This is a genomic window from Bacillota bacterium, assembly GCA_012727955.1.
Lineage (GTDB): Bacteria > Bacillota > Limnochordia > DTU087 > JAAYGB01 > JAAYGB01.
Genome location: JAAYGB010000061.1, coordinates 1 through 24,246 on the forward strand (window position 1 = coordinate 1; position 24,246 = coordinate 24,246).

Here is a 24,246-nt window from a genome sequence, read left to right on the forward strand (position 1 = left end):
CAACACAATTCCATTGTTAACGACGATACCGGCCAGGAGGATGATTCCGATCAATCCTGGGACATTGAGGGATAAGTTGCCGATCCAAAGGCCACCGACGACACCGATGAAGGCCAAGGGCATCGTAAACATGATGGCAAAGGGTTGGAGCAAGGATTCAAACTGAGCGGCCATCACCATGAACACCAGTACTATCCCTAACACCAAGGCCAAGGCCAACTGCTGAAAGGCCTCGGTCATCAGCTGATCCTGTCCGCCAAATTCTACTAACACACCATCGGGTAAGTCCATGTCCTCGATAAGGGACGATACCTGCTGCATTACAGTACCCAGGTCTGTACCCATGATCTGACCGGATACAGAGACCACCCTGGTTCGTCCCTCCCGCTGCACCTGTACGGGACTGGTGGCAAGTTCCAAGGAGGCTACTTCACCCAAGGGAACTTGGCCTCCCTGGGTGGTCTGGATTGGAATGCTGCGCAGGTCAGCGGTGTCACCCCTCCACTGATCCTGGAACCGAACCACCACATCAATCTCCCTGCCACCACTGCGATACCGAGTGGCCGTCTGGCCACTCACCGCGGTCCGAACGGTGGAAGCGATCTGGGCGATACTCAGTCCGTGGGAGGCAGCCTTCTCCCGATCAACAATGATCCGAAATTCCGGAACAGTGTCCTCAAGGCTGGTGGACACTTCCCTGGTGCCGGGAATTTGCTCGATAGCGGCTTTGATCCTCTGAGCGGAGCTTTCCAAAAGCGCCAGGTCATCGCCCTTGAGCTTAACTTGAATCGGCGCACCGAATCCCATCATCGTGCTCACAGAGTAGACGGAGATCTCCGCTCCCGGCAGCCTCGAGGCATATTGACGCAACTCCTCACCAACTTCGAAGCTGCTTCTCTCCCTGTCTTCCAAGGGAACTAGAGTTATATACAAACTGGCACTTTCTGCTCCGATGGAAACAAACACGCCATCTACTTCTTGGATTCCCTGGGCGTAGTCTTCCAACAAAGCTGCGATTCGATCAGTGTCTTCCAGCTTTGTTCCCTTGGGCATACTGACCATGACATTGATGGTCCCTTCATCCATCTCTGGCATGAACTCCATTCCGATGCTGGGAACCAGGGCCAATGACCCAATGAAGGTAACTAATGTGGCAGCGATAACAATCCCACGATGCCTGAGAGCCCAGAGAATTACCTGATTATATCCCGCTTGCAGCTTGTTAAAAAACCTTTGCAGCCAAGACTTCTTAGTCCGACCGGTATCCTTGGTTGATAGCAACCTGGCAGCCACCGAGGGAACGATGGTGAGGGCAACTCCTAAGGATGCCAACAGGGAGAAGGTAACGGTCAAGGCCAAGTCCTTGAAGATCTCCCGGGCCAATCCCGCGATAAACACCACCGGCAAGAATACCGCAATGGTGGTCAGCGTAGAGGCGCTGATGGCCGTTCCCACCTCTTCGGCACCCTCTGCCGCGGCAACCTTCGGTTCCTTCCCTTCCTCTTGCTGATGCCGATAGATGTTTTCCAAAACCACGATGGCATTGTCCACCAACATACCTACTCCCAGGGCCAAGCCGCCCATGGAGACCATGTTGAGGGTGGTATTGCTGAAGTAAACCAAAATAAAGGTTGCAACAATTGACACCGGAATCGCGATGCCAATAACCAAGGTGGACTGAATGGAACCAAGGAAGACCAGCAGAATCAAGATTGCCAAGACGGCTCCATTGAGAGCGCTCTCAACAATACCTCTAATGGACAGACTAATGAATTCCGAGGTGTCGTTGATCGCGACCAATTCCAACCCAACAAGTTCCGCTTCAATGGCCTGCACTTCCCGATGCACCCGCTCTGCAACTTGCACAGTGTTGGCACCGGCTTCCTTTTGAATACTCAAGGAAACACTGGGACTACCGTTGTGTCGGCTGAGCTGGTCGGCATCTTGGTAGGTGTCCTTCACAATGGCGATATCGGCCAGACGGACCAGCCCGCCGCGACTGGACGGAACCCGCACCTCTTCGATTTCCGCTACATTGGTAAATTCCCCAGTAGTGCGAACTATATAATCCAGACCTCGTTCAGTAATCTGGCCGGCGGGCAAGTTCAGGTTCGCCGCCTGCAGAGCTTGAACCACAGAAGTCACGGAAATCCCGTAGGTCTGCAGCAAACCGGGATGAAGAATCACCTGGATTTCCCGTCCCTGTCCTCCGGAAACCTCCACCGATGCCACGCCATCCAGCCTCTCTAGGCGATTCTTAATTACCTGTTCGGCAATCCGCCGCAGTTCATGACCCGGTCGGTCTCCATGGAGGACTAACTGCATTACCGGCATAGAGTCCAGGCTGAACTTCATCACAATGGGTGAGTCGGCATCCTCTGGTAATACACCTTTGATCAGGTCCACCTTTTCCCGGACATCGAGGCTGGCCATGTCCATATCTGTATCCCAGTCAAACTCCAAGGTGACGACGGAGGTACCCCGACTGGAGGTAGACGCAATATTGGTGATCCCATTGACCGCTCCCATCACCTCTTCCAAGGGCCGGGAGATCATTGTCTCGACCTCAAAGGGACCGGCACCTTCATAGGTGGTGACCACCGCTAGGACGGGAACTTCGATGCTGGGCAGCAACTCTATGGGCAACCGAGACACACTGACAACACCTAAGATCACGATAATCAGGATGCCCATCCAGATAGTGACAGGCCTTCTTACAGCCAAGTGGGGTAGTCTCATCGCAGATCACCTCGCTCCACAGGGCGAACCACGTCACCATCGGCGAGAAAATCCTGACCGCTGACCACCACTGCAGTGTCAGGGCCAACACCCGCCAATAACTCAACAACCCCGTCTCCCTCTAGACCCAGGGTTACCGGCGTCAAGACCGCCCGTTCATCGATAACAACGTAGACGGCATCGACACCATTGGCGGTAACCACAGCTCGGCTGGGGATGGTGAGCGCGTGATCCTTGGCCGCAGTCACAATGGAAACGGTAGCATACATTCCCGGTTTAAGCAGGCCTCGGGAATTATCTACCTGGATTTCCACCTTGAAAAGCCCAGTGACGGGATCCGCGGCAGGATAGACGGTGTCGACCACACCGGGAAAGCTCTCCGACGACAAGGTCGCCACCTGGACCCGCACCTCTTGCCCAGGGGCCAGAGATACAATTTCCCTTTCGCCGACATTGAGCTCAATCTTCAGATTGTCCAAATCCAAGATGGTGACCACCGGCATTGTAGCAGCCATTGCCCCCACCTCGGCATTCACCGCGGCAATGGTACCGGAGACAGGTGCAGTTACCGAGGCGTGATCTAGCTGCAGCTGCGCAGCGGCCACGGCTACTTCCGCTTGCCGTACCTGGGCCCGAACTGCAGCGATATCGGCTTCTCGAGCTCCCTGTTTAACCAGCTCCAGGCTTTTGGCCGCAGCCCGTTCCTGAGCGACGGCAACTTTGTATTGCGCCTGGACCGAATCCCATTCTTGTCCAGATAATACTCCCGACTGATACAACCGTTTACTCCGGGCATATACCAGCTGAACGTTGGCCAGGCTGGCCTGGGCCTGTGCCAGAACAGCTTCTGCCTGTTCGATTTCTTCGGGACGGGCTCCCTCCACGGTCCTTTGGAGATTGGCCTGGGCGGCCTCCAGGGCTGCCTCTGCTTGCTGCAGCTGCAGCTCCAATCCTTCGGTTTCCAGCTGCACCAGCAGGTCGCCCCGGTTGACTCGATCTCCCACAGAATGGTAAACCGCGGTGATCTGACCTGCCGCCTTGGGAATCACATCCACTCGCCTTGCGGCCTCCAGCTTGCCGTGTAACTTAAGAATCTCCTCGATGTGCTGAAACTGCGGCTCCTCTGTCACCACTGCCGTTGCCCTTCCCCCAGATTGCAGGGCAGGCTGAACCGCTACCGGAATCTGGCCGGTCTCACTGGGCCTTTGGGAGAAAATGCGAAACCCCAAGATGGCTGCAACGATCAATACTACAACTAACCCAACTATTAGACCTCTCTTCACTTTCCACTACCTCCTGTCCCAGTGGTTTCCCACTCTAACTCCTCGCGCCGGTCTACTCACCTGGGCGGTAGACGAGAATGAATGACTGACTGTCCAGTCAGAACTGGCTTAATTATAATCAGACCACAAATATCCTGTCAATCCTTGACTTCAGTGGTAACAATTGTATGCTGATTTCCGCTAAAAATAATAAAAAAAGAGCGATCCCGCTGCTTAATAAACGCAAGATCACTCTTTTCTCTCCTTGACCGGCCAGAAAAATTACTCCGTACAGGTTCCCTTCGGCAGCACAATAATCACGTCGAGATCATTCACGTTGGTCCGGGACTCAAACTCCAGTGAATCGCCCAAGGCGTCGAAGTAAATCTCGGCGTTATGGCTATCCAGGTAGTACTTGGCACTAAGCTCTGTGCGATGCACGGTACGGGGGTCTGCGATGGCACCGGACTTACCCTCACCGTCAACGCCGTCGGTATCGACACCGGCGACAATAATACTATCGCGGTTGGCTATCTCAATGGCAGAAGCCAACACAAACTCTCGATTGGGCCCAAAGCCATCTCGGTCCTCCCAGTCAAAGGTGACCGTCATCTCTCCACCCATAATGAGAGCCACTGGGGGAGATACAGGATTGCCGCTGTCTTGAATTTCCTTGGCAATTCCCATAATACACCGAGCTATGTACTTGGCTTCTCCAGTATTCTGCCCCGTCAAGATCATCGTTGGCAGGCCTGCCTCTTCGGCTACCTTCTTGGCGGCCTGCATTGCCACCATGTTAGTTCCAATCAGGTAATTGCGAGTATTCTCAAGCACCCTTCGGGGTGGCTCCATGCTGGGATCCTGGGTTCCCTTGAGCATGTACTCCCGAATGGATTCCGGTGTCTCATCCCAGATATTATACTCCTTCATCAAGCGAATCGCATCGTCGAAGGTACTTTGATCCATGTAAGTAGGACCAGAAGCAATCACCGAAAGGTCATCACCGACGACATCGGAGAGGATCAAAGCGGCCACATCGGCACCCTTCTTGGCACACAGTTGGGAAAAACGGCCACCCTTAACCTGGGATACATGCTTACGAATGGTATTGATGTCATAAATCGTTGCCCCACAGTGCATTAGCAATTGATTCAGCCTATACATATCGTCGATGCTGATTCCCTCTGGGGGAACGGTAAACAAAGCGGAACCTCCACCGGAGATCATGAAGACAACTAGGACCTTTTCATCGGGCCTGATTGCCTCCACCATGTCCAAAATCTCCCGGGCACTTTCGACGTTGACTTCCCGTGGTTCTGGATGGTATGCCCTTCTCACCGGAATCTTGGTTTCGACGATGCTGATCTCGTCGCCCAGTTTGGTGATAGCTAACCCATCATCGGGTTCGAGAATGGCCTCAAAGGCTGCGCACATCGGTGTTGCAGCCTTGCCGATACCAAACAACAATACCCGATCATACTGTTCCAAATCGTAGGTATCGTCACAGATGATTAGCTTGCCATCGGACACCCGCACGTTATTGCCTACAGAATTAGTCGGATCAGCAGCCTCAACGCCAGCCATGATCATTTTCTTGGCTAATTCTCGGTACTTTTCATAGCTCAACTTGTCTTCCCCCTTACTATTATCCCCTGGCAGACTTCTGCTCCTGACTTAGACGGGATCTTATGCTAGAGAGTCTCCAACTCCTCGACCAATTGGGCAAATACCCGCAGAGCAGCCTGAATCGGCTCTGGGGTAGTCATATCGACACCGGCCCGACGCAAGATGTTCAAGGGATAATCGGAACCCCCTGCCTTCAGGAAAGTCAGGTACCTTTCAACAGTTTCTTCCCCTTCATCCAAAATCCTCTGTGATAGTGCTGTTGCCGCCGAAAAGCCGGTGGCGTACTTATACACGTAGAAGGGGGTATAGAAGTGGGGAATACGGGCCCATTCCATCTCAATCTCTGGGTCCACGACGATATCGGGACCATAGTAGACCTCATTCAACCGTCGATAGCTGTCGCACAGCACCTGGGGTGTCAAGGGCTCTCCGGCCCAGACCCGCTGATGGATCTCCTTTTCAAATTCGGCAAACATCGTCTGGCGGTAAACGGTTCCCCGAAACTGCTCCAAGTAGTGATTAATCAAGTACCTGCGCTGGTTCCGTTCCGTAACGGTGTTCAGTAAGTGGTGCATCAACAGCGACTCGTTCACCGTCGAAGCTACCTCAGCCAAGAAGATGGGATATTGTGCGTAAATGTATGGCTGATTGGTGTCGGAATAATGGCTGTGGAGCGCATGCCCCATCTCGTGGGCCAAAGTAAACATGTTGTCCAAGGTATCCTGCCAGTTGAGCAGCACATAGGGATGGGTCCCATAGGCCCCCCAGGAGTAGGCTCCCGAAGTCTTGCCTCGGTTTTCCATCACATCGATCCAATGGTTTTCCAGGCCCTCCTTGAGATTGGCTATGTAGTCTTCACCCAAGGGCTCTAGTCCTGTGATCACCGTGGACTTCGCTTCAGGGTAGGGAATTTCCATGTCAACGTCGGCGACGATAGGAGTGTACAAATCGTACATGTGCAGCTCGTCTACTTCCAACAACCGACGCCGCAAACGAACGTAACGATGCAATGCCGGTAGGTTCTCGTGAACGGCGTTGATCAAATTGTCGTATACCGAAACCTCGATATTATCTCCGTGCAGTGCGGCCTCCAAGGGGAAGTTGTACTTCCGGGTGCGAGCAAAGAAGGCGAATCTCTTGACATTGGCAGCTAGCATCGCGGCCAGACTATTCCTCCAAGCCCCATAGGTGCTGTACAAAGCCTTGAAGGCATCGATACGCACCCGTCGATCCTTGCTCTCCATAAATTGGATAAAGCGTCCCTTAGTTAGTTCCACCTCTTGCCCCGACTCATCCCGGATGGTAGGAAACTGAATGTCGGCATTATTGAACATCGAAAAGATATTGCTGGGAGCCTGACCCATTTCCGAGGCTTCCGCCAGCAAGCGCTCCTGCTCAACGGGCAAAGTGTGATCCCGCATCCGCTGGATATTCTCTAAGTAGTGGCGATACAGGTCAAGGCCAGTGGTACCCTCGACAAACTCTCTCAGGGTTTCCGTCGGGATGCCCAGGATCTCCGGCTCGACGAAGGCAGTCTGGCTGCCGACCTGCACTCCCAAGGTCTCAGCCCGATCCACCAGGGCCTGGTACTTGGGATCGGTGTTGTCTTCGTCTTGCCGCATCCGGGCATAGACATAGAGGCGCTCAAATTTCTCGAGGATTTGATCCCGCAGACGCAAACAATCCAGAAGTACCTGTCCAGAGGTCCCCAACTGTCCGGCAAACTCACCTAAGACCGGAAGCTTTTCTGTCACCCAGTGATAGTCCTGGGACCACAAATCATCGTTGGCATAGATATCCTCCAGCCGCCATTTCATCTCGTCGGGAATTTCCTGACGGGTCGGCAAGCGATTACTTCCCTGTTCACTCATCGACTTCATTCCCCCAACCTACATATTCTTTACTCTTTCTTTCTGTTTTCACTATTTTTACCCTGCCTTCATCCCGATAAACTCAGGACTTGATCCTCCCGGAGCAGGAATCCCTCGGGCCTAATCCGAAATATCGAAGGGATCGAAAGCTCACCTTGGGTGGAGCTCAATAGAACTGGCGGTGAAGGATATGGGAATGGTAATTACAATTGCGAATCAAAAGGGCGGCGTGGGCAAGACGACAACTACTGTTAACTTAGGAGCGGCGCTGGCGCAACTGGGACAGAGGGTTCTTCTGGTGGATCTCGATCCCCAGGGGGGAATGACCCTCTCCTGCGGGTTTCAACCGGACATGCTGACAGCATCGGTCTACGACGCTCTCAAGGAAGGCGAAATCAGCTCAGAGATCATGCTCCAAACGGACTTTAGTGTCGACCTGGTTCCCGCCAATATCGACTTGGCCCTGGCGGAAATGGAGCTGATCGGGATGGTGGCCCGGGAACGCCGCATCGCAGCTGTCTTGTCAACGGTTAGGGACAACTATGACTTTGTCCTCATCGACTCCCAGCCATCACTGGGACTGCTGACCGTCAATGCTTTAGTGGCTGCCGATGGCTTAATCATTCCCATCGCCTGTGAGTATCTGGCCCTCCGAGGTGTCGAAGCCCTCCTCAAGTTGGTACATCAGGTCCAGGGACAACAGAACAGTCAGCTGCGGATCCTGGGATTCTTGCCGACGATGTTTGATCGGCGCACCAACCATGCCCACGAAGTTCTCGAAGAGATCTCCCGCCGCTTTCAAGCTGAAGGCAAAGTCTTTGACCATATCGTCTACCGCAGTATTCGCTTCCCGGAATCAGCCAAAAAAGGTACCCCAGTGATTTTCCATGCTGCCACCATTGCCGGTGCCGACGCGTACCGCGGATTGGCCCGAGAGTTATTCCTGGCCCATGGCAATCAAGCAGCCCTAGCAGAATTACCGGAAGACTTCGCCCCTGTGGCGGCGACCTCGGACCCGACGGGAAAAAGTCAATCTACTTCCTTCTTCGGAAAGGTGAAGGCACGCTTGTCCGGCCAATAGGAATGAATAAAGCCCCACCGGTATTACCGATGGGGTTTTACTCCCAAACACTCTAAGTTAGAAGCCAAAGCCACCAAACAAGAGCAAGATCAAGACCAAGAAAATGATAAACCCGAAGTTGCCACCTAAGAATCCACTTTGTTGTTCTACCATAGGGAGAACTCCTCCTCTCGAGCTGTCTTGCTTTATCATACTCAGCTCCCTGAGAAGGCGTTCATGGGAATCTGGTCCTATTTGTTTTTTTCTTTGGGTTTATGAAGTGGGCTCTGGCTTAACTACCCGCTTCGACTTCCGTCCCTTGGTGGCCCCAGACTCCCGGATGCTGGGGGCATCTACCCCTTCACCGGTATTGGGAGCCAGCTCCCTTGAGGCCTCCAGTCTTGCATCCACTCTGTGCCAGGGCTGTTGCGGCCGGCGAGGGTGGGTTGAGCCGCCGGACTTGGATTTTGCCATGTCTGATCCCTCCACCCCTAGCCTGACCCAGCCCACCCACCCCTATGCACAGCTAAGTACAGCAGTTAACCCCACAGTTTCCTACTTGAACAGGAAGGGTAACCACCGGCGGAAAAATCCTTCCCCTTGCCGGGAAGATTCCTCAGGAGCTAGCGGTCCTTCCTCACCCTCGGCTCCATCGGGTGTCACGTCCTCTTCCAGTTCCACTTCAAAGTAGTCCAAAATACCCCGACTAACAGCCTCAGCCAAGGTCTGTCGATAGGACTCGGTGATCAGTTTGGCTTTATCCTCGGCATTGGAGATAAATCCCAGCTCCACCAAGATGGTGGGCACCGACGTGTTCCGCAGGACGTAGATGTTTTCCCTGGGTACCACAAAGGAATGATTCAAGTGCTGGACCTTGCCCAATTCCGCCAGCACCTTTTCCGCCAAGAGCTTTCCCTGCTCTGAACCCCTGGCATAGAAAACAACGGCACCATGAACGGAAGGATCCGCTATGGCATTGACATGAATGCTGACGGCAACCTGTCCTTGGTTCATAATTTTGACCCGATTAGCCAAGTCCTGGCGGTGACGACCTCGACGATGGGTTTCAAATCCGCTCAGATCCTGATCCGTCTCCCGAGTCAACTCTACCGTCAGACCGTACCTCGCCAAATACTCCCGCATTCTTAAGACCACGTCCAACACGATATCCTTTTCATAGACTCCAGCTCCGTCATGGGCTCCGGAATCTATCCCCCCGTGACCGGCATCTAAGACCACGTCGGCCCTCCGCAACTGCAATTCATCGCCAACGATAGGAAGAGTGCGAGTGGTTACAACCGCCAACAGGGCCAACAAACCCAAAATGGCAAGACCTATCCACAGCAGCTTGGTCTTGGTAATAACAACAAATCTAACGCGCTCCTTCCGCACCGACACCGCCTCCCCAAGAATCCTCGCTGCCTCAGTATATTCCCAGACTTGGTTGGTCATGACCCCATCTTCCCCTGTGACCATCCCTTGGGCAAAGATATATCATAGAACGAGAACAAACCTGGGAGGGATTGGGATTGGGCACCGTATCAAAACGCAAGTGGCGGCGGCAGGCAGAAAAAAATCCCCTCAGATGGTTTTCTGACGGGATTTCTGCCTATCAGGACGATAGCGTACTGATTATCCTGGCTACCGGCGCCAACTATAACGCCATCTCCGGAGTGATTGGAGCGGTCCACGCCGATTATCTTACCTTAATTAGCGACAACATAGTAACCTTGATTCCCTTTCGTCATATTGCTGCAGTCGCCAGGTTAGCAGGAGGAGGACCCCTGCCTCCTCCCCAGTGACAAGCAAGTCCCTATCGAGCGCGAACTAGAGCAGGAACAGGATTAAAATCAGCAGCAAAACCAACAGGATTTCTCCCCCCAGAACTCCAGGGCGGCGGTATCTCTCTACCTGCAGGGGAGTGGCCGAGGTGAGAAACTCTTCCATGGAAAACTCAGGCTCATAGGCCGGGGGCGGCGATCCCAGGACCGTTCCTTGAGGATTAAGTCCGGGAAACACGTGATACCAATCGGGCTCCACTGCCTCAGTCTGCGACAATTGGGGTTGATCCATGGTGAAGGTCGGCAGGTTTGCCTCTTTCAGCTCATCGGGAAGATCGTCGGCAAGAGGATCCGACGATAGAGTAATTCTCCTCATTCCTTGGCCCTCACTTTCCGAAAGTTATCTTACCAAAGGCCCGAAGGCCGCTCTCAGGATAGTATATACACAGAGTAAGTACCTTGGGGCTAGGAGTCGACTCCCGTTTGTCGGCAATTGGGACCCCTCTCCTAAGGCACCTGTGGTCAAACGTAATAGTATATAGCAACCAAGACCAAAGGCCCAATAGGGGAAAAACCGGTGACTTGGTAAGACTTGGTAAGACTAGAAGAGGAGGTCCGCGCGAATGGGTAGAACTGAAGGATACTATGATCGAAGATACTGCGATGATAGAAGATACTGCGATCAACGGCGTGGGACTGAAAGGTATCAATCTTATTACGACTGTCCCCGGGGCGACAGTTTCCACGACCTACTGTGTAGACAAATCAACGACAATGTCCTGGTAATTCTCACCTCCGGCGGTGCCTACAGCGCCGTTGCCGGTATTCTCAGTCGTGTAACGCGAGAATTCATTGTCCTGATCAATGGAAACGTCATTCTCGAAATTCCGATGAACCGCATCGCTACAGTCAGCAAGTTGGCCGGTGGTGGACCAGTAGCCCCAGCGCCCGGTAGTGTAGCGGGATTCCCGGCGAAGTAGGGACAGAATTTTATCTTAAGCACCAAAAAAGCCGGGGGGCATAGCCCTCCCGGTGTTTTTTTGATTGCAGAAATACTCTTAGAAAAACTCCGCCTCCAGCATTGCACACAACCCGTGATATACAGGCAAATGATACTCCTGAATCACAGGAGTCGACGCTGCCGGTACCCGAATCTGTACATCACAGAAGGATGCGACTTCGCCCTGGTTCGCCCCCGTCAGTCCCACGGTAGTCATCCCCTTGGCCTTGGCGGTAATCATCGCTTTGACCACATTGGTGGAATTGCCCGACGTGGTAATACCTAAGAGTACATCCTCTGGTTGCCCCAGGACGAAGACTTGCTGGGCGAAAATCAAATCGCCACCGTTATCATTGCCCACGGCAGTGTTCAAAGCGGTGTGTGCGCTCAGGGCCACTGCAGGAAGCCCCAACTGCAGCGCCCGGGCCAATTGCGGTCCTCGAGAGGTATCGATCTCTCGGAATTTCTCGACCCACTCATCACCCACGGCTCGCTCCCGCAGAAACCCCTTCATCAATTCGCCGACAATATGCTCAGCATCGGCAGCACTACCACCGTTACCACAGACCAAGAGCTTACCCCCCGCGGCAAAGGCTGCTTTAATGGCCTGAAACCCTTGCCAAATACTTTCGCGGCATACTGCTAATGGGGGATATCGCTCCAATAACTGCTCCAGATGCCCACAGGGGTCAAGCTTCATTTTCTTTCACCACCAAGTTCTGCAACAAACTCATTACACCCGGAAGCCCTGAACGGACTCATTGAGCAATTGGCCTTGCTGCGCCAACCTTTCAATCATCGCCACTACTTCCTGAATCGAGGCCGACTGCTCCTCCGTCGCACTGGCAATATCTTGACTGCCGACACCAATTTGGGCGGCAGCAGCGGCCACTTCGTCGATCCTGGCCGCCATCCGACGGATTTCCTCTCGAATCTGGACAAAGGCTGCCTCGGTTTCCCCTACCGCGGCAACACCCGCGGTTACCTCCTGCACCATTTGCCGGTTATCATCATCGACCTGAGCCGTCTCCCGCTGCATCTCTTCCACCAGGGACCGAATCTGCTCCGTCGCCTCACCGGTCCTCAGCCAGCTTTCGAATCTCCGCAGCCACCACCGCAAATCCTCGACCGGATTCTCCGGCCCGGGCCGCTTCGATGGCGGCATTCAAGGCCAACAGATCCGTCTGACTGGCAATTTCCGCAATCAACGCCACTATATTACCAATTTCTCGAGACCGGCCAATGAGTCCTTTGATGGACTGGGTGACGGTGGTGGTTTGCATCTCGATGGCCTCCATCTTAGCCACCGCCAGATCAAGACGCTGAGTTCCAGCCTCCGCCGCTTGGATCACGGCATTGGACTGCTTCTCCATTTCCTGGCTATTGGCCGTTACCTGTTGGACACTAGCCGCAAACTGGTTGGCAGTACTAGCCACCTGCTGAATGGAAGCTCCCACTTGACTAACACCGGCAGCCACTTCACGACACTCCGCGGAAACTGCCTTGGCAACAGACACCACACTGGCTATCGCCCGGCGCAGAGAGTTTCCCGTCCGCTGTAATCCCGTCAGCAAACGACCGACTTCATCCCGCCGCCCCGTGTCAATGATCTGTACCCTCATATCCCCTTGACCCATCAGTTCCAATCCACTAACCGCCAGTTGCAGGGGGCCGGAGACAGTCCAAGCGATCCACAGGCTGAGTAGGATTCCGATGACGATCCCGGCAAGGGACAGAGTTTTCAGCCACCGCACTGCGGCCGCGGTAACCAGGGCTGTATCAGCCTGCATTTCCTCGCCCTTTTCTATAGATAGGGTGCGAATTTCAGACAAAATCTCCCGGGCCGACTCAATCACCACCGATGCTTCCCGAGCCATTTCCATCGCCATCACCACGGAACCGCCGATTACTTCCTCAGCCTTAGCTGAATATTCCTCTAGTCGCTGGGAAAATTGCTGGTAAAGGGATGGCGTCTCCTCTAGGGCGAGAGCTTCGACCTCGTCGACCCCATCGGCGAGGTGATGATCCTGGAAAGTGGAATTGGCAGCAACAAACTCCTCCCACTGAACCCTGACAGTTTCTAAACCACTGCGAAACTCAGCAATGCTCTCCTCCATCTCCCGTTGGGAACCAGCCATGGTCACGGCTCGAAGAGTGGCGTCCAACCGATAGAGACCACTGTCGAGGGAGGACAGAGTGGTCTCTGTTTGCAATGTTGTACTGTACAGCATGTCCATACTAGAGGTAACTCGCCGAATCCCGATAACTCCGATGACGGCTACCAGGGCTGTAATCACTAGGAGTAGGCCCGTTACCCCAAGAATCTTGCGCCGTACCGGCCAGTTATGAACGAACACCGATATCACCTCGCGCAGCTTACTAGAGTCATAACCTGAATCGGTACTTCTCGATGGCACAAGGAAGGCCTGCAAAATTATGGTAATCTTTCGTATTTTTGCCCTTGCCAGATATTCCCGCCCTTCTATGAACATCCACAAAAAAACTCCCACCGAGTGGGAGTTTGGCTTTACCTTCCCTTGTCTCGCATTAGAGGCATGCTCATACAACGAGGCCCGCCTCTGCCTCGTACCAGTTCAGACCCGGGGATTTCCAGAACCTCGACTCCCCTCTCCCGCAGCGTCCGATTGGTCGCTTCATTGCGGGAATAACAAATCACCACACCGGGGCGGAGAGCTAAGAGATTGGTACTATCTCCCCACTGCTCTCTGGCCGCAGTAATCGGGTCTCCTCCACCGGAATAGATGATTTCCACTTTGCCTACGCCCAGGGCCCTTCCCAGTGCCCTTGCTAAGGAATCTTCCTCTTTCGCCGCGACCCTTCTGTGGGCACCGGTGGTAAGCTGATACACTTTGATCCTATCCCGGATCCCCGGATACATCAGGAACTTGTCATAGTCCACCATGGTAAAGACGGTATCCAGGTGCATATAGGCCCGCTTTGCCGGGATTTCGATCACAATGATCTGCTCAATCCCCTTGTCGGAGAAAAGCACCCGATGGGCCAGCCCTTCGATGGCTTCCTCGGTGGTTCGCTCACTCAAGCCAATGATCAGGGTATTGTCCGTCGGCACCAGAATGTCGCCGCCTTCAATGCCCCGAGGAATTTCCTCGGTAACCAGCAACTCCGTTCCCGAGAACAGCCGATGGTAGCCACAGGCAATGCGCAAGAACAGCGTCTCACGGCGCCGAGCGAAATTGAACATACTGCTTATCAGCAGCCGATGGCCGATCATCACCCCATGATCCCGAGTGAAATACATGCTGGGCATGGGATCAAGATAAAAGGGATAACTGGCGGAGGTCAAATCACTTAAGGTGCGATAGGGTTTCAGGGGTCTGATTGCCGCCTTGGGCAAACCGGCAATCAACTGGGTCACCAGCTGCCTCGGAGACAGAGATTGCAGGTATTCTGTCAGAATCTGCGGCAGGTGGGGATCCCCGGTACGAACAAAGGCCAATTGGTCAGCAATTAGCTGCTGGCGCACAGCCTCGTCGGCAACCACCTCAGCCACCAGATCCTCGATATAATACACCTGTACCCCTTGCTCCTGAAGAGTTTGGGCGAAGGCATCGTGCTCCCCTTGGGCTTGACGTAACCAAGGAATCTCGTCGAAAAGCAAGTCCTCCAGATATCGAGGAGTGAGGTTATTTAGTTCCTCACCGGGCCGATGTAACAGCACGGCCCTCAGGGGGTCTACCTCAGACCAAACCGTTAGCGAAGTTTCACCCATAATTTCTCCTCCCAGAAGGCACTAGACCTCCTTAGTAGATCCCTTTGCCATCACCGGGCCACTGAATCCTGATGTTCTCATAACAGGCAATCACACAGGCTCCACACTCAATACATCGCTGATAATAAACCAGGAGTTTCTTCCGGTGTTCATCCCAATGGTACACCATCCCGGGACAGATATAGGTACAGGGATGTACGGAACACTGCAGGCATTTATCCTCGTTGACAATGGTGATATGGGAATGCTCCGGTGGATCCGTCCTCACCCACTGCAAGGGGTCCTGGGTTTCATCTAGCCATCCGCCCACCTATAGCACCCTCCAGTTCAACAAGCCCTGGTATACATCGGCCAGACTCCGACCCAGGGGCTGCAGATTTCGCAATTCCTGAAAGATCGCCCGCTTCTTGTCTGCGTCGGAAACTTGCACCTCGGAAAACATCCTGTAGGCGCTGCGATTCGCCGCCCGGCTCAGCAAGTAGTCGGCATCGGAATACTTGGAATAATACCCCGAGTGTTTCGCCGTCGCCCTGATATCCTGCATGAACCAGCTGCGATCAACCTTGGCCTTGTAGGTAACCAATTCCCGCTTGGTAAAGTTGTTGGCTGCCTTGGCTTGAATCGCAGTCTCGCCGGCATATCTTCCGGTCAACATCGCCAGATCCGTTCCGTGGCGGCCGCGGATCATCACAGCCGCGTCTCCGACGACTAGAACCCCGTCGTCGTACAACTGAGGCATATCCTTGTACCCACCCTTGGGGATGATGTGAGCTAGGTAATCTACCGTTTTGCCCCCGGCGATGAGCCGGCGCACCAAGGGGTGGCGTTTGAACCTCACTAAGAGGTCAAAGGGATTGAGACGCTTAGCCATCATTTCGTTCAGGTAGGCCCCAACCATCAAGGAGATGCTATCTTTGTTGGTCCAAATTCCCGCCTTGCCGATGGCTCCTGCCGTGGGGTATCCTACCATTCCATAGGTAGCCCCTTCCCCCGGTTCCAGCTGAAATCGATCCTCGATTACTCCCGCGGGCAATTCAATTACCTCTTTGACATAGGCGGTGACCGACTCGGGATAAATCCTCCCCAGCATCCCTAACTGTTGAGCCAGGAAGGAATTAGCTCCGTCTGCGAGGATAACTAAGTTCCCGTAAATTTTCTCTCCCGTGGTCAATTCAACTCCACACACCGCACGTCCGTACTTAAGACAGCGGGCGACACAGCTGCTGGTTCGAAGTTCAGCACCGGCCTCTACTGCCTTTTGGGCAAGCCAGGGGTCAAAGCGGCGCCGCAAAGCAGAGAACTTGTTGAAGGGCGCCTTGCCGAAATCTAGACCGGTAAACTGAAGCTGCACCGCCGACGTGACATCCATTAACCACAGGGAATCGGTAACGATGGCTCGCTCCACCGGGGCTTCCTGCCAGTATTCCGGAATTAAGTCCTGGAGCGCCTGACTGTAAATCGTCCCACCGAACATCGTCTTGGTTCCCGGTTGTTTCCCCCGTTCCAGCATCAGTACCGACATCCCATTTCTCGCCATGACCAAGGCTGCGCTAGCTCCACCGGGCCCGGCTCCAACTACGATAGCATCGTAGTAATCCTGTGCCATTTTTGGCCACCCCCTATTGACCCACCTGGTTCTAGTCTGCCGCCAACACCAGGCTTCTATAACAGCAAGGCAGAAACCCGGTAGCGAAGGGGGCTGTCAGCGCCAAGGCCTACCGGTGGGCCAACGGGATAATCGGTGTTCCCCCTCCTGCCTGCAGACATTGAGCCACATGGGGATGACAGGTAAAAAACAAAACCTGATGCTGCTGAGCAACCTCCCGCACCACTTCACAGGCCCGCTCTAGACGCTGGGGATCGAAATTGACCAAAATGTCATCCATCACCAGAGGCAAAGGGGTGGCTCGCTGGCCAAACTCCAGCGCCAGGGCCAAACGCATCGCCAAATAAAGCTGTTCCACAGTACCCCGACTGAGTTGATCGACCCCCAACTGCCTTCCATCGCGGCCAACCACTCTAATTTCCCTCTGCCCCAGGGGAGCAAAAACCCGCTGGTACCGACCATCGGTCATTTGGCGAAGGAAGGCCGAAGCCCTTTGGAGGACCTGGGGCTGTCGCTCCTGTTCATACTTAACTCGGGTGGCAGTTACTATTTCCCGGGCAATAGCCAACTTCTGCCACTGCCTGGCTCGGCGATTTAGCTCCTCCCGCAGAGTATCGGCCCGCAGCTGCAAGAGCAGCAATCGCTCATCCTGCTCCAAATCCGTCAGCCGCTGCCGCAAACGCCCGAGACACTCCCGGCACCGGGCAATGGACTCCTCCGCAACTTGCTGCTGGGCCTCTAGCTGCGACACCCGTTGCCGTAGAAATTCCCTCTGGGTCTCCTCCAGCGCCCGATACACCTGGGTCAAGTCCCACTCCCCACATCTGGCCCGAATTTCGATCTCTAAATGTTCCTGCCGTTGTCGCAGGGCGGAATACTCGCTAAACAGGCGACGGTTCCGATAGAAATCGCCAATGTCCTCGCTGTTGGTCTCTGCCAGTAACCGGTCAATAATCCCTTGGTTCACATCATACTGCTCCTGGGTCACCTCGAGGCTTTGCTGTGCCGCGGTCAATTGGTCCATCAGGTCTTGGTATCTTTCCCAGGTTGCCTTCAGCTGGGCTACCACCACGAAGACCCCCTCGGGGGTGACCGGAGGTTGCCCTAGGCCAGCAAGAACCACCTGCAGCCGGTCCAAGAAACCGTTGACTTCCACCATGAGAACTTGCCAAGAGGCCTCAGCCTCATCTCTGGCCCTAAGGACATCCTGAGCAGAGCGGATCAGTTGGACCACCTCTAACGCTCCCTCCGGTGACAAATCTGGCGACAGGTTCCGGCGCTGCAGCCAGTCTTGAAGAGCTTCGACAAGCCTCTGCCCCTCCTGCCGGGCAACCTCCTTGGCTTCTGCCGCCGCCTGATAATCGGTTTCTACTTCCCTTAGCTTTGCTTCCAGCTCCGCTACTTGCTCCTGCCATCCCCCAACCTTAGCCCGGAGCTCACCCTCAGCCTCCAGTTCGTCAATGGCCTGAAAGATCTCATCCTCCGCAGGATACTCCTTCCCTGTCAGTATCTGCCCATGCTGCAACAGCCTTCGCCGATACTCCTCGATGGTTGTCAGCAAGTCCCTGATTTGGACCTGGGAGGAAGGAAAAAGCCCTTCCTTGCCGGCAGTGCTGCGGCCAGACACTAGCTGCCAAGTCCACCAGATTCCCCCGCCAAGGGCCAGGACCAGTCCCCCTCCGGCCACACCCAGGGACCAGCTTCCCATTCCCAGCCAGGATCCCACCCCACCGGCAAGGGCCAAAAAGGCGCCCAAAATAGTTATCCCCAAGGCTATTTGGCCGGCGCCACGACCTCGCTGGTTCCGACGGGCATCCCGCTCAGCGCTGGCCGCTGCTTCCTTGAGCCACTCCCTTCTGGCCAGTAACTCCGTCAACTTGGCCTGATCCAGAAGGAACTCTCTGGCAATCCGACGCCGCTCTTGATAGGGATGGGACAGTTGCGGCATGACAGCCATCAGTTCCTCCAGCCGCTCCCTAGCGTTATGGGCCTCCCGCAGAAGTTCTGCCCGGCGTTGCCTTAGCGATTCTAATCTAGCTGACTCCCTCTGGATTTGGGCTTGGGCCTCGGCTAGCTGCTGAGCAAACCGGCGAATCGTCTCCCGCACCTGCAGGCCGGTATCAAAGGCTGTGACCGCTGCCTCGGACCAAATCCCGCCGATGGAATGCAGGATCTCCTGGAGTTGGCGGTCCCGCTGCTCAAAGGTGCGCCGCAGCTCCTGACTCTGCCGGAAGTTTTTTTCAAAGCCGCTGTAGGTTTCCAGCAGTACGGTAAGGTCAGAGGCCACCTTTGGCAGACTGTTGTCTGGACTTAATGATTGGACTTGCTGTTGCAGCTGGGCCACGGCCCTTTTCTGTTCCTGGAATTTTTGGGCAAGCACCCCTTCCCGTTCCTGGCACTGGCGCATTGCCTCTTCCTGTGCTTCTGTCACGGGAAAGCACTCGGGAAGCTTGGCCAGCTGCTGCTCAATTTGAAATAACTCCTCCCACTGCTCCCATAAAGACAATAGGGTCCGGTACCAGACTAGATCCTCGGCCAGGTGCCTGCGCTGGGCCTCTAGATCCTCTAGCTGCGTCGTTAGGTCCTGGACTTCCCTTTGCACCGAGGCATATTCCTCGGGCCTTTGGCGCAAGGCGGTAATTTCCTCCTGCAGCTCATCAAGTTCGGTGATCAGTTGGTTAATCGCCGGCTTTCTGGCTCCGGGACGATACAACTGGGCAGCCTCTTGGGCCAGTTCCTGCTCCACCAGAGCAATGGATACCGGGGCTCCCACTCCGGCACTGTAAATGACTTGTCCAACCTCATCACCGTACAGGCTTTCCAGTTGTTCCAGCTCCGTCAATCCAAAGGCAAAAATACCGCAGTAGACCTCTTTACTGACATGACCCAGTAATGTGGTCAAAAAGGCCTCATCATAGAAATTCCCTTGATTGTCGAGGATTTGGACCGTTCCCGAAGAGGGACCGGCCTCCCCGCCGTATCTTTCCAGGGTATAACTGACTCCCTTTTCCGTCACCAACACCAAGCGACCGCCATGCCGCCCTCCGGCTAAGGGTTCTCCTCGACTGGCCTGTCCCCGCCGAGCAAAACCAAACCACATCGCCCGGATGAAGTTCAGCAGTGTTGTTTTGCCCGTTTCGTTGGGACCAAGAAAAATCGATAGTTCGGGACCTAGGGACAGGGCAAAATCCTGCCACACCCCAAAGCCGTCGATATAAAGCTCCCTAATCCACACTACTTCTCATCCCCTAATAATCGGTCTAATGCCAAGAGTTTTCCTTCGGTGACCAAGGTCTTGATCTCCCCCTGAGACAAAGGCTCCAGGTAGCGGCGAGCCCTACGATGGGCTGTCAAGGGCTCCAGGGCCTGGAGAATCTCCCCCTGGGGATGGGAAGCAAGTTGCTCCGCGACGGTCAACAACTCCGCGAGAAAATCCTGACCCCTCTCCAGTTCTTCGAGATCAATGTCCCGCCGGGTGTTGATGGTGACACCGTGGGGAAACACAAACCCACTCTCCCAGGTTTCCACCTGTTCCTGCCAAAGGGATAGGAGTTCTTCGGCGGCCTGGTCATGGCGCAGCCAGTGATGCAAAGGTCCTCTACCGTTAATCTCAACCTGGGCCAACACACCGCGGCCCTCATATCGAGCGGCCAGCTCATCTAGGCGGTGGCCCACTTCCTCCACCAAGTCCTCGACCGTTGGAACCTCAGAAATCGATACCTCCACCTCTTCCCAGACCACGTCACTACAGGGGAGGAACCGGTGGTCCAGAACTCCTTCCTGTCCCAGCTCCACCAAATAGCAGCCCTTTTCTCCTCGCTCCAGGCGATTTAGCCCCTGGGGACTGCCGGAATAGGCGATGGTAGTTTCCGGTCCCTGATACAAAATCCGGGCCCCGTGCACATGCCCCAGAGCCCAGTACCGATACCCCTTGTCTAAAAGCGCCTGCCGGGTGGTGGGAGAGTAGTTCTCCGTACCCCCTAATCCCTCAACGCTGGTGTGAAGCACCGCTACCTGCCACCCATCGTGATCCGCCGGGGGAAATAACTCCGATAGGTCTTCAGCGACATCCCTTTGCCCGTAACTGACACCACGAACCAGGGCAACTTGTCCTTCTTCCAAGGGAATCTCCACTTCCCCCACCCTGTCTGCGGGAAACCAGATGACGTTTTCCGGCCAACCAAGCTGGAAGTTCCCGTCAGACAGAGGATCATGATTTCCCGCCGCTGCCGCCACGACGATCCCCGCCTTTGCCAACCGCTCCAGTTGAGAGCGAACATAGGCTTGAGTATGCAGACTAACCCGACCACCATCAAAGAAGTCACCGGCGATAATCAGACAGTGAACCCTGTGCTCCAGGCAAGCATCGACGATCCTTCTCAAGGCCACCAAAGGGGCTCGAGCAATGCGGGTTTGGAGATGCTCTGAGACTTGACCCAGGCCATGAAAGGGGCTGTCGAGATGTAGGTCAGCAGTGTGAATGAAACGAAAGGTAGGCATGCACTAATACTCCCTCGACTCTAGTTTGCAATTTCTTCCTATGATGCTTCTACACCACCCAAACACCCATTCCCTTCTACCAGCGAAGGAGATGGCTAAGAACAGAAAAACCCCGAGGAGTGATTCCTCGGGGCAACCTCTTCTTTAATTGCCTAAAAGACCTAGTCTTGGATATGGACCACGGAGTGTGACTTAGCAGACTGGTAGGCAGCTAGGGCCACTTCCAAAGCCCGCAGACCATCCTCGCCGGTGATAAAGGGCTCACGATCCTGGGCAATCATCTCAACCCAGTCTTTGATCAGATAGTAATCCATATCATCTCCCCAGGACACGTGGCGGTATCCCTGTTCGTTGGAGTATAGATCCAGCTTCTGCCGTCCGGCATCGACGTCGATAACACCGTTGGTACCGACAATTTGCATGATGACATCACCCCAGGTGGGAAAGGCCCTGGGACGAGACCAACTGGGATCCAAGGTGGCAAAGGCACCATTGCTTAAGGCCATGGACAGCAATCCGCAGTCATCGATATCGATCCCATAGATCATCGAATCTGCTTCCGCGTAGACTTCCGTCACTTCGCAATCAAAGATCCAACGAATCAAGTCGACAATGTGAACGGTGTGATCCATCACCGCTCCTCCCCCCGACAGTTCCGGATCGATAAACCATCCTCCGGGGTTCTGACCATGGTTGGAGGATCGGATACCAATTAGTCTTCCCAACCTGCCGTTGTCGATGGCCTCCTTGGCCTGTTGTACCGCCGGAATAAACCGGCAGGGAAAGGCCACCTGCAGTTTGACTCCCTCTTCTTTGCAGATATCGATCATCGCCTGGGCATCCTCAAGGGTGGTGGCGATGGGTTTTTCTACTAGTATGTGCTTTCCCGCCCTGGCCGCAGCTTCGGTAAACTGGCGGTGCTTGGCGTTCTCACTGCAGATAATCACTCCATCGATCTCAGGAATGGCCAAAAGATCATCGAGTTCATAATACTCCGTTCCAAATTCAGCTGCCTTGGCCTTGCCCCTCTCTTCGTTGTCATCGGCAATCCCGACCAGCTCCACCCCCGGCAGCTTGAGCAGGCTTCGAGCATAGCTATTGGCATGTCCATGGGCAAAGGAAATCATCCCGATTTTCATTGCTATCGTCCCCCTCACCTTACAGTTCCACCGGCTTGCCAGTGGCGATGGATTCCATGGCTGCCAGTGAAACCTGTAGTGACTTTAGTGCTTCTTCTCCGCTGGTCAATGGCTCTTCATCCCTTTCGATGCAGGAAATGAAGTGTTGTAGTTCCAGTTGGTAGGGGCTATTGACCAATGGACTCTTGGGAACCGGCACTCCTTCCGCAGCCTCCGTGGTCTGCAGCACGGTAAGCAGCGGCGAAGCATCGACACTATTGTGGGAGAGCAGTCCCTTCTCACCGGCGATCTCCATGTGGGTTTGGAACCCGCCGTGATCAAACCAACTGCCTTCCACGTTGGCAATAACTCCGTTCTTGAAACGGATCGATGCCAAAGCATACTCATACCGGTTGTATTCCCGACCCGCGGTCCCTCGGGCAAAAACCCTCTCAACTTCTCCAAAGACCCAGCGCAGGTAGTCGAAATCGTGGATAATCAGATCGAGGACCAGACCGCCGCTCCACTCAAAATTGGCGTACCAATCCTGCCATCCCCGGGGAAATCCTCCCCCGCCCCGCATGGTGGACACCGTCACAGGTTGACCGATCTGACCGGAATCGACGATTTCCTTCGCCTTAACATATTGAGGAGAGAATCGAACCACATGTCCCACCGCAAACTTGACACCAGCCCTGCGGCAGGCCTCTACCATGGCTAGACCGTCCTCATAGGTCCTCGCTAGGGGTTTTTCGCAAAACACATGCCGGCCCTTTGCCGCAGCTAACTCCACAAAGGGCCGATGCAAGAAGGTAGGAAGACAAACGTCAATCACGTCGACATCGGCTTGCTCAATGAGAGCCCTGCCATCGGAGTATACGGCAATACCCCTATCCTTGTAAGGTTGCGTTAACTCCGGCCGCAAGTCTGCTACCGCCACCAGTTCCACGTTAGGCATCCGTTGATAAGCAGCAGCATGAGTTCTACCCATAGTTCCTAATCCAATTAGTCCGACTCGAAGGGTCATTGCCGCCAGACCACCTTTCCAACACTACTTAAGTAATAACTACATATCTACAGCGAAACCACCCGTCGGAGCTTTTCTGCCGTATCCGTTACCAACATCTCCGGTTGATAACGATAGGGAGACAACTCGGCGGTGAGGTAACTGTCGTATCCCACGGACTTGAGGCTCTCTACCAGGGCGACCCAGTCCATGTCTCCTTCAAACAAAGAGGTAAAACCTCTAATGTTACCGACTTCCGTGCGGAAATCCTTTACATGCACCTTACAGATCTTATCACCTAGGGCCTCTACCCAGTGATGGGCGAACCCAAAGGCCAAGACGTTACCAGCGTCGAAATACGCGCCAACCCAATCACTGCCCACTTCGTCGATAAAACGCCGCATTTCCAAGGGGCTCAGGAGGAACTTGTTCCACACATTTTCAACGCCGATGCTGACCTGATACTTCTCTGCCTCAGCGGCCAGCTCACGGAAGGCTCCCAAGGCTCGATCATACGCTGTCTTGTAGGAGACATCACTGGTGACAACTCCGGGAACCACCAAGATGGTGTCGGCACCTAGTCCCTTAGCTACTTCGAGCATCTTGACCGCGACCCCTTTACCCTTTTCCCGAAGCTCGGGATCGTTGCTGGTCAAACTATACTTCCAATGCAAACCGGTAGAGACGCTGGGCAGCTCCACGCCATACTCCCCAGCCCAACCCTTGATTTGCTCCAACTCATCGGCGGTAGTCTCCAAGGTGATAGCAGCGATATCCCCTGGTTCGGCTTGAGCCACGAACTCATCTACCACGTTCAGCTCGATCCCGTCAAATCCGGCAGCTGCTGCTGCGGCCACAGACTGTCTTACCGTATACGTGTTGGGAAAACACCATTGATTGATCCCAGTCTTCACAATTTCGCCCTC

The 24,246-nt window shown here is 54.5% G+C and carries 21 protein-coding genes; 3 read left to right on the forward strand and 18 right to left on the reverse strand.

Translation table 11 applies throughout. From position 1 onward, the window contains the following. From GX030_10125 to pepF, 4 genes are all read right to left on the reverse strand, one after another. On the reverse strand, window positions 1-2,739 hold a 2,739-nt coding region (locus GX030_10125; GenBank protein NLV92731.1), incomplete at its 3' end, for an efflux RND transporter permease subunit. Next, window positions 2,736-4,022, reverse strand: a complete 1,287-nt coding sequence (locus tag GX030_10130) for an efflux RND transporter periplasmic adaptor subunit (GenBank protein ID NLV92732.1) — start codon at window positions 4,020-4,022, stop codon at window positions 2,736-2,738. The genes GX030_10125 and GX030_10130, both read right to left, overlap by 4 nt. Before the next feature lie 261 nt (window positions 4,023-4,283). After that, complete coding sequence (locus GX030_10135) at window positions 4,284-5,627, reverse strand: DUF4147 domain-containing protein (GenBank protein ID NLV92733.1); 1,344 nt, start codon at window positions 5,625-5,627, stop codon at window positions 4,284-4,286. A gap of 65 nt (window positions 5,628-5,692) precedes the next feature. Further along, complete coding sequence (pepF, locus tag GX030_10140) at window positions 5,693-7,498, reverse strand: oligoendopeptidase F (GenBank protein ID NLV92734.1); 1,806 nt, start codon at window positions 7,496-7,498, stop codon at window positions 5,693-5,695. Window positions 7,499-7,694: 196 nt separating this feature from the next. Here pepF and GX030_10145 point away from each other — a divergent pair, with 196 nt between their 5' ends. Further along, window positions 7,695-8,579, forward strand: a complete 885-nt coding sequence (locus tag GX030_10145; GenBank protein ID NLV92735.1) for a ParA family protein — start codon at window positions 7,695-7,697, stop codon at window positions 8,577-8,579. Between the two features lie 252 nt (window positions 8,580-8,831). Here the strand turns inward: GX030_10145 and GX030_10150 are convergent, their stop codons facing one another. Both GX030_10150 and GX030_10155 read right to left on the reverse strand, forming a co-directional pair. Then, complete coding sequence (locus GX030_10150; protein ID NLV92736.1) at window positions 8,832-9,032, reverse strand: hypothetical protein; 201 nt, start codon at window positions 9,030-9,032, stop codon at window positions 8,832-8,834. 81 nt (window positions 9,033-9,113) lie between these two features. After that, on the reverse strand, window positions 9,114-10,010 hold the full coding sequence (locus tag GX030_10155; GenBank protein NLV92737.1) for an N-acetylmuramoyl-L-alanine amidase: 897 nt from the start codon (window positions 10,008-10,010) through the stop codon (window positions 9,114-9,116). Between the two features lie 77 nt (window positions 10,011-10,087). Between GX030_10155 and GX030_10160 the strand changes: the two genes are divergently transcribed. Then, complete coding sequence (locus GX030_10160; GenBank protein NLV92738.1) at window positions 10,088-10,360, forward strand: hypothetical protein; 273 nt, start codon at window positions 10,088-10,090, stop codon at window positions 10,358-10,360. Window positions 10,361-10,385: 25 nt separating this feature from the next. Here the strand turns inward: GX030_10160 and GX030_10165 are convergent, their stop codons facing one another. Next, on the reverse strand, window positions 10,386-10,715 hold the full coding sequence (locus tag GX030_10165; GenBank protein NLV92739.1) for a hypothetical protein: 330 nt from the start codon (window positions 10,713-10,715) through the stop codon (window positions 10,386-10,388). 247 nt (window positions 10,716-10,962) lie between these two features. Here GX030_10165 and GX030_10170 point away from each other — a divergent pair, with 247 nt between their 5' ends. Further along, complete coding sequence (locus tag GX030_10170) at window positions 10,963-11,319, forward strand: hypothetical protein (GenBank protein ID NLV92740.1); 357 nt, start codon at window positions 10,963-10,965, stop codon at window positions 11,317-11,319. Window positions 11,320-11,397: 78 nt separating this feature from the next. On the opposite strand, the gene GX030_10175 is transcribed toward GX030_10170, so the two are convergent. From GX030_10175 to GX030_10225, 11 genes are all read right to left on the reverse strand, one after another. Beyond that, window positions 11,398-12,039, reverse strand: coding sequence for an SIS domain-containing protein (locus GX030_10175; protein ID NLV92741.1), 642 nt, complete (start codon window positions 12,037-12,039; stop codon window positions 11,398-11,400). A gap of 33 nt (window positions 12,040-12,072) precedes the next feature. Next, a complete protein-coding gene (locus tag GX030_10180; GenBank protein ID NLV92742.1) occupies window positions 12,073-12,459 on the reverse strand; it encodes a hypothetical protein in 387 nt (128 codons plus the stop codon). Then, window positions 12,413-13,831, reverse strand: coding sequence for a hypothetical protein (locus tag GX030_10185; GenBank protein ID NLV92743.1), 1,419 nt, complete (start codon window positions 13,829-13,831; stop codon window positions 12,413-12,415). The genes GX030_10180 and GX030_10185 overlap by 47 nt, the downstream gene beginning before the upstream one ends. Before the next feature lie 35 nt (window positions 13,832-13,866). Then, a complete protein-coding gene (locus tag GX030_10190; protein ID NLV92744.1) occupies window positions 13,867-15,090 on the reverse strand; it encodes an arginine deiminase in 1,224 nt (407 codons plus the stop codon). 31 nt (window positions 15,091-15,121) lie between these two features. Beyond that, a complete protein-coding gene (locus tag GX030_10195) occupies window positions 15,122-15,400 on the reverse strand; it encodes a 4Fe-4S dicluster domain-containing protein (protein NLV92745.1) in 279 nt (92 codons plus the stop codon). Further along, complete coding sequence (locus GX030_10200; protein NLV92746.1) at window positions 15,401-16,696, reverse strand: FAD-dependent oxidoreductase; 1,296 nt, start codon at window positions 16,694-16,696, stop codon at window positions 15,401-15,403. A 109-nt stretch (window positions 16,697-16,805) separates the two neighbouring features. Next, window positions 16,806-19,931, reverse strand: coding sequence for an AAA family ATPase (locus tag GX030_10205; GenBank protein ID NLV92747.1), 3,126 nt, complete (start codon window positions 19,929-19,931; stop codon window positions 16,806-16,808). Beyond that, window positions 19,931-21,196, reverse strand: a complete 1,266-nt coding sequence (locus GX030_10210) for a DNA repair exonuclease (protein ID NLV92748.1) — start codon at window positions 21,194-21,196, stop codon at window positions 19,931-19,933. The genes GX030_10205 and GX030_10210 overlap by 1 nt, the downstream gene beginning before the upstream one ends. Window positions 21,197-21,357: 161 nt before the next feature. After that, entirely contained in the window at window positions 21,358-22,335 is a 978-nt protein-coding gene (locus GX030_10215) for a Gfo/Idh/MocA family oxidoreductase (protein NLV92749.1), read from the reverse strand. A gap of 19 nt (window positions 22,336-22,354) precedes the next feature. Then, a complete protein-coding gene (locus GX030_10220; protein NLV92750.1) occupies window positions 22,355-23,341 on the reverse strand; it encodes a Gfo/Idh/MocA family oxidoreductase in 987 nt (328 codons plus the stop codon). Between the two features lie 47 nt (window positions 23,342-23,388). Beyond that, window positions 23,389-24,234, reverse strand: a complete 846-nt coding sequence (locus GX030_10225; protein NLV92751.1) for a sugar phosphate isomerase/epimerase — start codon at window positions 24,232-24,234, stop codon at window positions 23,389-23,391. Window positions 24,235-24,246: the final 12 nt, after the last annotated feature.